The sequence below is a fragment of the Desulfosporosinus sp. Sb-LF genome, assembly GCF_004766055.1.
In the GTDB taxonomy this organism is placed as follows: Bacteria; Bacillota; Desulfitobacteriia; order Desulfitobacteriales; family Desulfitobacteriaceae; genus Desulfosporosinus.
In genome coordinates this window covers 269,129-282,260 of record NZ_SPQR01000005.1, presented here as the reverse complement: position 1 = coordinate 282,260, position 13,132 = coordinate 269,129, and the positions used below count along the sequence as shown (strand labels likewise).

The following is a 13,132-nucleotide window of genomic DNA, read 5'->3' as shown; positions in this document are numbered from 1 at the left end:
TTTAGCCAAAAGAAATTGAGAATCTGGAGGCGTGTAAGTTTTTAGAGTCACGATTTCTGCTTTATGGGACGAATGCTTTTTAAGAAAGGTCTATGAAGGAGAGTGTAAGTTAGTGAATAATGCTGAAAAGGCTTGGAAATTAATCAATGGTGGTGTAGCAGCCCCTAAAGGGTTTCATGCTGTCGGCGTCCAAGCGGGAATAAAGTATGAAAATAAATATGATGTGGCCTTAATTTTTTCAGAGGTACAAGCGCAAGCCGCCGGTGTCTACACTCGAAACCTGGTTAAAGCACACCCGTTGTATTTAACGCAACGTCATCTGAATAACGGTTTGGCCCAAGCGATTGTAATCAACAGTGGCAATGCTAATGCTTGTGTCGGAGAATTCGGGGACCAAGCAGCGTTAGCAATGACTCAAACTGCCGCTATGTTTCTGGCAGTTCCACCTGAGGATGTGCTTGTGGCTTCAACTGGCGTAATTGGAGTCGAAATGCCAGTTGAGCGAGTTTTAAATGGTATTCGAGCGGCAAGTGCAGAGCTCCTTGGAGACGTAGTAAAGGGGATTCGTGGGCAAAACGAGACTGCAACTGAAGGGGCTCATCGTGCAGCACTCGCGATTATGACAACTGATACAAGGGTAAAAGAATATGCCTATGAGCTTCCCTGTTCTCAGGGAGGCGTGATTCATATTGGAGCTATCGCGAAAGGATCTGGAATGATTCATCCGAATATGGGGACAATGTTGGGTTTTCTGACGACGGATGCGAGTATTCAGGCTGAAGAATTACAGCGGATCTTGCGGGAGGCGGTCGATGGGAGTTTCAATATGGTCACCGTCGATGGGGATACGAGCACGAATGATATGGTCCTTATTCTGGCAAATGGGGCTTCCGGAGTAGCTCCGAGCGGAGAAGATTGGGTAAAATTTGAAAAAATGGTGAAAGCGATCTGTATTCAGTTGGCTCAGGATATTGCTCGAGATGGAGAAGGAGCCAGCAAGTATATGGAAGTAACAGTATCGGGAGCTAAAACAAAAGGCGATGCTCGTATGATTGCGCGTAGTATTTGTGGTTCTAGCTTGGTTAAAGCAGCCCTATTCGGAGAGGATGCCAACTGGGGACGGATTTTGACGGCGGCAGGGTACTCTGGAGCAGAGTTTGATCCGAACAAAGTCGATGTCTTTCTGGGAGATATTATCGTTGCTCAAGCGGGAAAAGGTGTCAGTTTTTCAGAAGAGCAGGCTAAAGAGATTCTAAGCGCGAATGAAGTGAAGATCAGTCTGAACCTTAACTCTGGTGAAGAACAGGCAACAGCCTGGGGATGCGATCTCACTCACGAGTATGTCACAATCAATGGGAGTTACAGAACTTGATCACGAAAGTTAAAAGCTGCAAGTTATTGATAATTAAGTGATAAATGTAAGAAATAAGTTTAGTCACACGGGTATTAGTTTCAGCCAAGATACATCTTCTCAAACTACACGTTAGTTATTAAATCATAAATCGCTAGATAACGTTACATGCTACACGTCGTGGAAGTCTCAAAGGGTTGAAGTTGGAGGTGAAGATATGACCCCTATGGAACAAGGATTAAGTAAAGCGAAAGTTTTAGTGGAAGCCCTTCCATATATTCAGAAATTTTCGGGGAAAACCGTAGTCATCAAGTATGGCGGGCATGCAATGGTAGACCCTGTTTTAAAGGAATCCGTCATTATGGATGTGCTGCTTTTGCATTCCGTAGGAATTCGTCCCGTATTGGTGCATGGAGGGGGACCGGAAATCAACTCTATGTTGAAGAAGGTGGGGATCGAAAGTCAGTTTGTGAGAGGTTTGAGAGTGACTGATGCGCAAACCATGGAGATTGCTCAAATGGTTTTGTTAGGGAAATTAAATACGGAGATGGTCTCTCTTCTCAATCGTTTTGGCGGGAAGGCTGTCGGTTTGTCTGGTAAAGATGCACAACTACTCATAGCTGGAAAGAAACCTATGCAGATGCCTAATAGTCAAGGCGAAATGGAAGAGGTCGATTTGGGGTATGTCGGGGAAATCCAGAGTGTTACCCCTGATATTTTAGAAACCTTACTCGGACAGGGCTATATCCCAGTCATCTCACCCGTGGCCAGCGGAGAAGAGGGAGAAACCTACAACGTCAATGCCGATACCGCTGCAGGAAAGATAGCAGAGGCTCTTCGAGCAGACAAATTGTTACTGTTGACCGATGTGAGTGGAATCCTGCGTGATGTTTCAGATAAGGACTCTCTTATTTCGACGATTTCCAGAGGAGAAGTCGATCAACTGGTGGGCCAAGGGGTTTTAAGTGGTGGAATGCTACCTAAAGTAGAGTGTGCGGTCTCAGCCTTAGAAAATGGAGTGGGAAGTGTCCATATCCTTGACGGGCGTTTAAGCCACGCTATTTTATTAGAATTGTTCACAGATGGCGGAATTGGTACGATGTTCCGAAGCTAAAAAGTATTGAAATGGGGTATAGAGATGTTGGAAGGCTTATCAACCGAAGCAATCGTTGAGCGTGGGAAAAATGTGGTAATGAATACATATGGGCGCCTACCAATGACGATTGTCAAAGGGGAGGGTGCATGGGTATGGGATCCAGAGGGAAAACGATATTTGGATTTTGTGACAGGACTAGCGGTAAACTCGCTGGGGCATAGCCATCCGGCAATTGTTCATGCTGTTCAAGAACAGGCTAAAGAACTATTGCACACATCAAATATTTACTGGATAGCGAATCAAGTCGCTTTGGCAGAGCGCTTGGTGAGGCATTCATTTGCGGATAAAGTGTTTTTTTGCAACAGTGGAGCAGAGGCGAATGAATCCGCCTTTAAACTTGCGCGGAAATATGCTAGGAAAAAATTCGGGGCGCATAAATACGAAGTGGTTACCCTTGAAAACTCATTTCACGGGCGGACTTTGGCAACCCTCACGCTGACCGGGCAAACAAAATACCAAGAAGGGTATGATCCGCTTCCGGTAGGGTTCTCATATACAGCCTTAAATGATATCGAGGGTCTAAGGTCTAAGATCGGTGAAACTACGGCAGCGATTTTTATCGAACCTATTCAGGGTGAAGGGGGCGTAATCCCCGCATCAATAGAGTTTCTCCAGGAAGCGCGTGCGCTGTGTGACCAATATGGGGCCTTGTTAATTTTCGATGAGGTTCAGTGCGGTGTTGGGAGGACCGGAAAGCTCTTTGCCTATGAATGGAGCGGTGTAACTCCAGATATCATGACCTTAGCTAAAGCCTTGGGTGGTGGGGTGCCAATAGGTGCGATGCTGGCGACTGATGAAGTAGCCCGGGCCTTTCAACCTGGCGATCATGCTTCAACGTTTGGGGGGAACCCACTGGCTACAGCGACAGGGTGCACTGTATTAGATGTAATGCTTGCCGATGGATTCTTAGAAGGGGTTCAGGAGCGTTCGGCGTATTTCCAAAAGGGCCTTGAACAACTAGCCCAGAAATATCAAACGGGTGGCCCTGTCCGAGGAAAAGGGTTTATCTTAGGATGGCCTGTTTCTAAGCTGGGGCCGGAGATTGTCGAGGCTTGCCTCAAAGATGGACTTTTGATTAATTGTGTTGGCGGTAAGATCTTGCGTTTCCTTCCTCCCCTTATTGTTGAGAAACCAGAAATGGATAAGGCCTTGGGGATTCTGGATGAAGTCTTCGAGGCGATTTGGAAGTAATTCAGAGGTCGGAAGTCAGATACTAGACGGCGTTAGCTAGGTAACTAAATCTAGAAGTAGTAGAGGACTATAAAAATGACGATTGATTTTTCCCGAGGAGGGTTGGAATGAAAGCAGCACTCGTACTTGAGACTGGTAAGATTTTTATGGGAGAGTCCTTTGGGGCAACTGGGGAGGCTTTGGGAGAAGTCGTCTTTAACACGGGGATGACAGGTTATCAAGAAGTGTTAACCGATCCCTCTTATGCGGGGCAAATGGTATGTATGACCTATCCACTCGTAGGAAATTACGGAATAAATAGGCTGGATGACCAATCGGAGAAGGTTCAGGTTCAGGGATTTATTGTGAAAGAAGCGGCCCGAAATCCCAGTCACTGGCAGATGGAGAAGAACCTTTCCAGGACGTTGGCGCAATCGGGGGTTGTGGGGATTAAAGGGATAGATACCCGTGCTTTAACGCGGATCATTCGAGAACATGGAGTTTTACGCGGAGTGATTACAACTGAGATTGAGCACTTGGGTGAGTGGGTTCCAAGGTTGAAGGCGTGGCTTGTGCCAGCCGATGTTGTGGCAAAAGTTAGTACCGCGGAAATTTATACCTTACCTGCTTTACCCGCTGTACGTGATAAAATCGCAGCAGTAGTTGCAAACACCGCAAATACTCCACCGGCTGAACCTTCATCGTCTGATCAAACCGAGAAGAAAACGTTTCATGTTGTTGTGATGGATTTCGGGATCAAGAGAAATATTTTACATGCCATGCAAGAGAGTGGTTTTGATCTGACGGTCGTTCCCCATACCACATCTGCAGAGCAAATTTTAGCCCTTGATTCGGATGGCGTCTTTCTGTCGAATGGGCCGGGAGATCCTAAGGAAGTGGCTGTGGGGATTGAGACGATCCGTAGCCTAATAGGGAAACGCCCTATTTTCGGAATATGTCTAGGACATCAACTCTTGTCACTCGCTTTAGGGGGGGACACGTATAAGATGAAGTTTGGGCATCGGGGTGGAAACCAACCGGTCCAAGACCTAGAATCAAAACGAGTGACGATCACCTCGCAAAACCACGGGTATGCTATTGCTGAGGAAAGTCTGGAGCAAACTCCTTTATATATAACTCATCGTAATCTCAACGATCAAAGTGTGGAAGGGGTAAAACATCGAGATTTGCCTGTCTTCTCAGTTCAGTATCATCCGGAAGCCGGACCAGGACCGAGTGAATCCCTTTATCTCTTTGATGAGTTCGCGCAATTAATGCAGAAATGGAGGGCGCATCATGCCTCTTAACCCGGCGTGGAAAAAGATCCTTGTCATCGGATCCGGTCCGATTGTGATTGGGCAAGCCGCAGAATTCGATTATGCCGGGACTCAAGCGTGTAAGGCCCTTCGTGAAGTGGGTTTAGAAGTTGTCCTGGTGAACAGTAATCCGGCAACCATCATGACGGATGTAAAAACAGCCAATACTACCTATCTTGAACCTCTGCTGCCAGAGTCTTTAGAGGGGATTCTCAGTAAAGAGCGGCCCGATGCATTGCTGCCAACCTTGGGTGGCCAAACAGGACTTAATTTAGCGATGGAATTGGAGCGCACTGGGGTTTTAAAGCGTTATGACGTGGCTCTCATCGGCTGTAATGCGGAAACCATTTACAAAGCGGAAGATCGCGATGCGTTTAAGGAAACGATGCTTTCACTAGGAGAACCCGTGGCGAAAAGTGTGATCGTGACGACCCTAGAAGAAGGAGAAGAGTTTGCCAATCAGCAGGGATTTCCGTTGATTATTCGGCCAGCTTATACCCTTGGTGGGACGGGCGGAGGGATTGTCAAAAATGCCAGGAACCTGGAAGAAGTTTTACAGAGAGGATTGCAGTCCAGCCCGATTGGACAATGTCTCGTGGAGCGGAGTGTGGCAGGTTGGAAGGAAATCGAGTATGAAGTCATGCGAGATGATGCGGATAATTGCATCACGATTTGTAATATGGAAAATATTGATCCCGTAGGAATTCATACTGGGGATAGCATCGTGGTGGCACCGTCGCAAACCCTAACAGATGTTGAGTATCAGTTGTTGCGGGCGTCATCCTTGAAGATTATTCGGGCCTTGGGGGTTAACGGCGGGTGTAATGTGCAATTTGCCTTGAATCCGACGAGCCGGGAATATGTGGTGATTGAAGTGAATCCACGGGTTAGCCGTTCCAGTGCGCTCGCTTCGAAGGCGACGGGTTATCCCATTGCCAAGATGGCAGCACTTCTGTCGGTAGGATTTACCCTCCCAGAATTGACAAACCCGGTCACAGGGCATACCAGTGCCTGTTTTGAACCAGCTCTTGATTATGTAGTGGTTAAATTCCCTCGTTGGCCGTTCGATAAGTTTCCTGCGGCGGATCATCGCCTTGGTACGCAGATGAAAGCGACCGGAGAGGTAATGGCCATGGAACGGACTCTAGAAGGCGCACTGTTAAAAGCGGCGCGTTCTTTGGAAATCGGCAGTGTAGGACTTCGGATCTCGGCTTCTGGGCGCTGGACTGAGATGGAGATTGAAGATAAGCTTGTTCGAACGGATCATGAACGTTTTTTTGCCATTGCCGAAGCGTTTCGACGGGATTGGACCATTCTTGAGGTACAAATGCTTACGCAAATTGATCCCTTCTATTTGTCTAAGATCAAAGAACTTGTTTCCCTCGAAAAACGGTTACAAAGTGGAGAGTTAACCACTGAGTTATTGCGTTTTTCTAAAGTCCAAGGATTTTCGGATTTAGCGATAGCCAAGCTCACTGGGCGTTCAGAGGAAGCAGTTCGTTCCATGCGCTTGGCGGCCGGAATCATTCCGGTCTTCAAGACAGTCGATACCTGTGCAGCTGAATTTGCTTCGGCAACGCCCTATTACTATTCTAGTTATGACGACGAAGATGAGGTGGAGATCAGTAATGGTCCCAAAGTCGTCGTCCTAGGCTCCGGGCCTATCCGGATCGGGCAAGGAATTGAATTTGATTATTGCTCTGTCCATGCCCTTGCGGCTTTGCAAGAAGCGGGTGTGGAAGCGATTATGATTAACAATAATCCGGAAACAGTCTCGACGGATTTTGATACTGCGGATAAATTGTATTTTGAGCCGTTGACCGTCGAAGATGTGCTTCATGTATTGAATAAGGAAAAAGCGGATGGAGTTTTAGTTCAATTTGGAGGGCAAACAGCCGTTAATTTGGCAGGGAGACTCAATCTTGCCGGAGTGCAAATTTTGGGTACACCCGTTGATGCGATTGATATGGCAGAAGATCGGGAACGCTTTGCTCAGCTCCTAGGTCGTCTAGGGATTCCTCAATCTGAAGGACGCAGCGTGACTTCCATTGATCAGGCTAAAGGAATTGCGGAGGAACTCGAATTCCCCGTGATCGTTCGTCCTTCTTACGTCATTGGGGGGCGCGCCATGCAAGTGGTGGAATCGCTCAGTGAACTTGATGACTATTTAAGACGGGCTATTCACCTGTCTCCGGAACACCCGATTTTGGTGGATAGATATCTTGAAGGAAAAGAAGTTGAAGTGGATGCGGTCTCAGACGGTGAAATAACCGTGATCCCGGGCATTATGGAGCATATCGAGCGCGCGGGAGTTCACTCGGGGGATAGTTTGGCAGTCTATCCGCCTCAAAGTTTAACGCCTGCTGAAATCGAACAGATTCAGGATATTACATGCCGTATCTCTGAGGGAATTGGCATCAAAGGACTTATCAATATTCAATTTGTCGTCGTTCGGGGCAAGGTGTTTGTGCTGGAAGTGAACCCGAGGGCGAGCCGGACAGTGCCTATTCTCTCCAAAGTCACAGGAATTCCGTTAGTGAATTTGGCGGTTCAAGTTGCCCTAGGTAAAACATTGAAGGAGTTGGGTTACAAACACGGTCTTGCTCCAGAGGTACCGTTCGTGGTCGTGAAGGCTCCCGTCTTTTCGTTCGAAAAGTTGACTAAAGTCGAAACATCCTTGGGGCCTGAGATGAAATCAACGGGCGAAGTCCTAGGGATGGACACTCAGTTTGGGCACGCTTTAGCGAAGGCCTTTGCGTCTTCTCATATTCCCCTTCCGAATGATGGAAATATACTGGTTTCCGTGGCAGAAAAAGATCGCCCAGAGGCCATAACTTTAGCCCGGCAATTAGCACAGCTGGGGTTTGGAGTCAAAGGGACGGGCGATATGGCCAAGGCCCTGGCTCTGTGTGGTGTAGAGGTCGAAGAGGTGAGCGAATCGAGCGAGGCCCTACGGGAAGCAATTCGGCAACGGGAATTTTCCTTTATTCTCAGTACTCCTACCAAAGGGAAAAAGCCGGAACACACGGGTTATATGCTGAGAAGGTTAGCGGCGGAACATGGGGTTCCCTGCTTTACGTCTATGGACACGGCGAAAGCCGTCGTGCGAGCTTTGCAAGAAATTCGGAGTCAGACTACGCCCCAGGTTCTATCGTTGCAGGAGTATTTGGCGTTGTAAGGGGAGAAGAAAAATGCCTGCTGGACGGTTTGTCGAGCAGGCATTTTGTGCATAATTAATGATGCGCGGATTAGAAGTTTATCGTCGACATATAGTTATGGTAAATGCTAATGTTTTGACCGGAAAGAGGTGAATGAATATTGCTTAGCAAAAAGAAACGGATTGAGAAAACCGTTAAACGAGTTTTATTTTTAATCCTGGGGTCTGCTCTTGCGGGAATAGGCTTGGAAATTTTTCTAATTCCTAATAACGTGATTGATGGTGGAATTGTGGGCATTTCCATCATGGCTGGGTTTCTTACTAAATGGCCTGTGGGTTTATTCATATTTGTTCTCAACATTCCATTTTTTATCTTTGGATATTTACAAATTGGAAAATCGTTCACTGTCTCCACAATTTTTTCGGTTGCTATGTTGTCTATGTGGGTCAGTGTTTTACATCCGGTACCTGGAATTACTCATGATGTATTTTTAGCGTCTGTTTTCGGCGGAATTGTCCTAGGAATTGGAGTGGGGCTAATCATTCGTTATGGTGGCTCTTTAGATGGGACAGAAATTATTGCCATAGTTCTAGACAAGAAAACAGCATTTTCCATTGGAGAAATAGTAATGTTTTTTAACCTCTTTATACTAAGCAGCGCGGGCTTAGTATTTGGATGGGATAGAGCTATGTACTCACTCGTTGCCTATTTCATTGCCTTTAAAGTCATTGACCTTACGGTAGAGGGGTTAGATGAATCTAAGGAAGTCATGATTATTTCGGATAAATATGAAGAGATTGCTGAAGTACTGATGGCTAGACTAGGAAGAGGTGTTACTCGGCTGCAAGGTGAAGGTGGATTTACAGGGGAATCAAAGGGTGTCCTATATTGCGTGGTTACACGGTTAGAAATCTCTAAGTTAAAATCGATTCTTGATGAAATTGATGATAATGCTTTTGTCACGATTAGTAGCGTGCATGAAGTAATGGGTGGAAGGTTTAAAAAGAAAGCAATTCACTAAAAAGATGCCTGCTGGATGATTTGTCGAGCAGGCGTCTTTCTTTAATACCAGTCAGAAAATATAAGTTTCATTTAGGTTCCTTTTAGTATTCCGCGACACAAAAAACTTGCCATCATGGCAGAGCGTAGGTAACTAAGCCTGTTAGAGTTTTGTCCCACATTGTGGACAATACGCCGTACCTGAATTGACTTTTCCACAGGAGGGGCAATATCTGGGTTTTTCTTCAGAAAACGAGGGCAGGGGTTCAGAAAGGGTTGGGGTCTCCGTTTTCTCTAAGGATATCTTGGATTCTCTAAATCCAGGGGTGGTTTCCAATTTAACTTCAACTTCTGTCTCAGGCGGCTGAGGTCCAGAAATTGAGTCACTGACGGTTGGTAGGTGAGCGGCTGGTGAAGTTATAGTGGATGCCAGTGTTTGCATCGGTATGGGTGCCGGTGTTTCAAGACGTTCGCCATCTTTAAGGGACAAAACCCAAACAATGGCTAGGACTGCGATAAAGGGGCTAACTACAAGAGTGACTACTCCTGCGATTCCTTGTGAAATCTTACTTAAAATTTGAACCGCGATCTCAATCAAAATAACGGTTCCGAGGTATCCCCAAAGGGAGCCCCTGTGTCTTCGGAAGAATCGCCAGCTGCCCCTAAATGCATCACCAAATCTTTCGTTGCGGTTAGCTAAGAGGTAAATGGCAGATGTCATTAGCCAAGGCAAGGCAAATAGTACAACAATGACAATCAAGAGGCCATATGCAATAAAGAAAGCGGCAAGCGCGACTTTAAAGTGAATCAGGGAGAAGGCGCCTATCAGGCCGATGATCAAGAGGATCACTTTAATCAAAAGGAGCACTCCTTGCCAGCCGAGGAAACGGAAAAAACCCGTTAAACGAAAATCCCTAAAGGTGACTTTTTCATGATAAGCTTTGGTGGTCAAGTTGAACAATCCTGTATAAAAGGCACATCCGGCTAACCAAACGAAAATAATGATTAACAAAAAAGTTCCTACTAGACTTCCAAATGCAGATAGAATGTTATAAACATTACCTAATCTACCGAAGGCGGCAAAGGGATCTTGATGTGGAGAACTGAACGGGCCAGCAAAAGGGGTTAAACCTTGAGAAGGAGGTATCCCTGGGATAGGCATCCCTGATGAAAAGGATTCTCCAATGCTTTGTAGCTGGGGGAATGCCCAACGTAACTGGAATAAGACTCCTACCACCATGGCAACTATCACAATAGTACAGATCCCTGTGAAAATGAGGGTCCAGCCATACAAGGGAAGCGCTTCTCGTTTAAATGTCGTCCAAGCTAATTTCAGACGTTCAGACCAGGGCATGCTAATACCTCCTCTTTTTTAATATTAGATACTCTCGAAACCCCTTGAGGTCCAGAATGTTTAAATTCCAGGGCTCGGGGTTTTTCGCTTCTCCAAAAGTCCATGAAAATGAATTAGAGATCACGAAGCAAAAAATAAGTTTAACAGTTTTCCTTCGTGATTATAGCTTATATATCCTGCTTAAACTATACTAGTGTTGGATTATCATTCGAAAAATATTGCATACTAAAAAAAGTGATTTTTAGTATTGCATTATTATGCATATAAAAGTATAATAATGCACATTGAAGGAGTGAGTGATATGAACAATATAAAAAAAATAGATCAGTCAATCTTTAAAGGACGAGATTTTATTTCACTTCATGATTATACTCAAGACGAATTAAGCTGCATTTTAGATGTAGCTAGAAAACTTAAAGAGGAACAAAAAGCGGGGCGGCCTCATCCAGTACTTCAAGGCAAAACCTTGGGAATGATTTTCACAAAGTCTTCAACACGGACGAGGGTTTCCTTCGAAGTCGGGATGTACCAACTTGGGGGGCATGCACTTTTTCTTAGCGGACGGGATATTCAGCTGGGAAGAGGCGAAACGATTGCTGATACAGCGCGAGTGCTTTCTCGGATGGTGGATGGGATCATGATTCGTACCTTTAGCCATCAGGAAGTCTTGGATTTGGCGGAATTTTCCTCAATCCCGATTATCAATGGACTGACAGATTTGCTTCATCCTTGTCAGGTCATGGCAGACCTTATGACTATTCAGGAACACAAAGGTCGCCTAGCAGGCCTAAAGATGGCATACATTGGAGATGGCAATAACATGGCCCATTCTCTGATGTACGGCGGAGCAAAGATGGGTTTGCATGTAGTAATTGCTTCTCCTCCAGGATATAAGCCAGACCCGACGGTTGTCGCTCTAGCCCAAGCAGATGCTAAAGCCAATGGTGGATGCGTAGAAGTGGTCGATGATCCCATACAAGCTGTCAAAGGTGCGGATGTACTTTATACGGATGTCTGGGCAAGTATGGGTCAAGAGGCAGAGGCCCAGGTGCGTAAAGCGGCTTTTGAAGGGTTTCAAATTAATTCAAACATGCTAAAACAAGCAGACTCATCGGCCATTGTTTTGCATTGCCTTCCAGCCCACCGTGGTGAGGAAATTACGGATGAGGTGATTGAAGGGGTGCAGTCGGTTGTCTTTGATGAGGCAGAAAACCGTCTGCACGCTCAAAAGGCAATCATGGCGGTAGTAATGTAATTAGAATGAAAGGGACGGAACGGTTCTTGACTTGCATACTTGACTTGTATATGATTTCTACGGAGGAAATCTTCCATTGATTAGGAATTTATGAAAAGAGGGAGATCAACTATGAAAAAAGTCGTTTTAGCCTATTCGGGAGGGTTGGATACGTCCATTATTATTCCTTGGCTCAAGGAAACATACGGGTATGAAGTTATTGCCATGGCGGCAGATCTTGGACAAGGGGAAGAGTTGGCTCCGCTGCAAGAAAAAGCGATTAAAAGTGGTGCGAGCAAGCTGTATATAGAAGATCTGAGAGAAGAGTTTGTTTCAGAATTCATTTTTCAAACGTTAAAAGCTGGAGCGGTATACGAAGGGAAGTATCTTCTAGGGACCTCGTTTGCCCGTCCTCTGATTGCTCGTAGGTTAGTTGAAATCGCCGAAAAAGAGGGTGCAGTTGCAATAGCCCACGGCGCAACTGGCAAAGGAAATGACCAAGTTCGATTTGAACTGAGTGTCAAAGCGCTTAATCCAGATTTGGAAATTATTGCTCCTTGGCGGATTTGGGATCTCAAGTCTCGAGAAGATTGCATCGATTATGCTGAAGCTCGTGGAATTCCTGTTCCGGTGACTAAGGATCGTCCATATAGCATGGATCGCAACTTGTGGCATTTGAGCCATGAGGGTGGAGATCTAGAAGATCCGTGGAATGAACCTAAACGGGACCTTTATCTTTTAGGAGTTTCTCCCGAGGATGCGCCTGATGAAGCAACTTATCTTGAGTTTGGGTTTGAGCAAGGGATTCCTACATCGTTGAACGGGCAGAAGATCGCACCGGTTGCCTTACTGGAAACCCTTAATGAGTTGGGCGGAAAGAATGGGATTGGAATCGTCGATATGGTGGAGAACCGCCTGGTCGGGATGAAATCACGCGGCGTCTATGAGACACCAGGCGGAACGATTCTTTATATGGCGCATCAGGCTTTGGAACATCTCACACTTGATCGCCTTACGCTCCATTACAAAGAGCAAATAGCCTTAAAGTATGCTGAAATTGTTTATGACGGATTATGGTATTCTCCGCTACGTGAGGCTTTGGATGCTTTTGTCAATGTAACCCAGAAAAACGTTACAGGTACGGTGCGTATAAAATTATACAAGGGAAATTGTGCCTTAGCGGGCGTGAAATCTCCTTACTCTCTATATAATGAAGCGTATGCTACCTTTGGCGAAGACGGCGTGTATGACCAGAAGGATGCTGGAGGATTTATTAACCTCTTTGGTTTGCCACTAAAAGTAAGAGCGCTAATGGAGAAACAATCAGGGTTGCGTAAATAAGTGCGAAGATCAGCGCCGATACTCGGCGCTTTCTTCGTAAGTATGAGACTGTT

At 45.9% G+C, this 13,132-nt stretch carries 9 protein-coding genes; 8 read left to right on the top strand and 1 reads right to left on the bottom strand.

Annotated features, from left to right (window positions below; all coding sequences use genetic code 11):
- The first annotated feature begins 112 nt into the window (after nucleotides 1-112).
- The 6 genes from argJ to E4K68_RS09435 all read left to right on the top strand — a co-directional run bounded on the left by argJ (nucleotide 113) and on the right by E4K68_RS09435 (nucleotide 9,172).
- Complete coding sequence (gene argJ, locus E4K68_RS09460) at nucleotides 113-1,372, top strand: bifunctional glutamate N-acetyltransferase/amino-acid acetyltransferase ArgJ (protein WP_135378681.1); 1,260 nt, start codon at nucleotides 113-115, stop codon at nucleotides 1,370-1,372.
- 196 nt (nucleotides 1,373-1,568) lie between these two features.
- The gene (argB, locus tag E4K68_RS09455) at nucleotides 1,569-2,465 is read left to right on the top strand and encodes an acetylglutamate kinase (protein WP_135378680.1); all 897 of its coding nucleotides are present in this window, start codon (nucleotides 1,569-1,571) and stop codon (nucleotides 2,463-2,465) included.
- A 24-nt stretch (nucleotides 2,466-2,489) separates the two neighbouring features.
- Nucleotides 2,490-3,698, top strand: a complete 1,209-nt coding sequence (locus tag E4K68_RS09450; RefSeq protein ID WP_135378679.1) for an aspartate aminotransferase family protein — start codon at nucleotides 2,490-2,492, stop codon at nucleotides 3,696-3,698.
- 107 nt (nucleotides 3,699-3,805) lie between these two features.
- Complete coding sequence (carA, locus tag E4K68_RS09445; protein WP_135378678.1) at nucleotides 3,806-4,984, top strand: glutamine-hydrolyzing carbamoyl-phosphate synthase small subunit; 1,179 nt, start codon at nucleotides 3,806-3,808, stop codon at nucleotides 4,982-4,984.
- Entirely contained in the window at nucleotides 4,974-8,171 is a 3,198-nt protein-coding gene (carB, locus tag E4K68_RS09440; RefSeq protein ID WP_135378677.1) for a carbamoyl-phosphate synthase large subunit, read from the top strand. Before carA ends, carB begins: the two co-directional genes overlap by 11 nt.
- A 140-nt stretch (nucleotides 8,172-8,311) precedes the next feature.
- Nucleotides 8,312-9,172 (top strand): YitT family protein, encoded by an 861-nt coding sequence (locus E4K68_RS09435; RefSeq protein ID WP_135378676.1) that lies wholly within the window; start codon nucleotides 8,312-8,314, stop codon nucleotides 9,170-9,172.
- A gap of 141 nt (nucleotides 9,173-9,313) precedes the next feature.
- Here the strand turns inward: E4K68_RS09435 and E4K68_RS09430 are convergent, their stop codons facing one another.
- Nucleotides 9,314-10,504, bottom strand: a complete 1,191-nt coding sequence (locus tag E4K68_RS09430; RefSeq protein WP_243450317.1) for a zinc ribbon domain-containing protein — start codon at nucleotides 10,502-10,504, stop codon at nucleotides 9,314-9,316.
- A 310-nt stretch (nucleotides 10,505-10,814) separates the two neighbouring features.
- Here E4K68_RS09430 and argF point away from each other — a divergent pair, with 310 nt between their 5' ends.
- Together argF and E4K68_RS09420 are read left to right on the top strand one after the other, a co-directional pair.
- Nucleotides 10,815-11,759, top strand: a complete 945-nt coding sequence (argF, locus tag E4K68_RS09425) for an ornithine carbamoyltransferase (protein ID WP_135378769.1) — start codon at nucleotides 10,815-10,817, stop codon at nucleotides 11,757-11,759.
- Between the two features lie 111 nt (nucleotides 11,760-11,870).
- Nucleotides 11,871-13,079 carry an argininosuccinate synthase gene (locus tag E4K68_RS09420; RefSeq protein ID WP_135378674.1) on the top strand — a complete coding sequence of 403 codons (1,209 nt, stop codon included), beginning with the start codon at nucleotides 11,871-11,873 and terminating at the stop codon, nucleotides 13,077-13,079.
- The last annotated feature ends 53 nt before the right edge of the window (nucleotides 13,080-13,132 follow it).

Coding starts and splice junctions, on each gene's coding strand:
- carA (WP_135378678.1), top strand. CDS start 3,806: ATGAAAGCAGCACTCGTACTTGAGACTGGTAAGATTTTTATGGGAGAG.
- E4K68_RS09420 (WP_135378674.1), top strand. CDS start 11,871: ATGAAAAAAGTCGTTTTAGCCTATTCGGGAGGGTTGGATACGTCCATT.
- E4K68_RS09450 (WP_135378679.1), top strand. CDS start 2,490: ATGTTGGAAGGCTTATCAACCGAAGCAATCGTTGAGCGTGGGAAAAAT.
- E4K68_RS09430 (WP_243450317.1), bottom strand. CDS start 10,504: ATGCCCTGGTCTGAACGTCTGAAATTAGCTTGGACGACATTTAAACGA.
- carB (WP_135378677.1), top strand. CDS start 4,974: ATGCCTCTTAACCCGGCGTGGAAAAAGATCCTTGTCATCGGATCCGGT.
- argB (WP_135378680.1), top strand. CDS start 1,569: ATGACCCCTATGGAACAAGGATTAAGTAAAGCGAAAGTTTTAGTGGAA.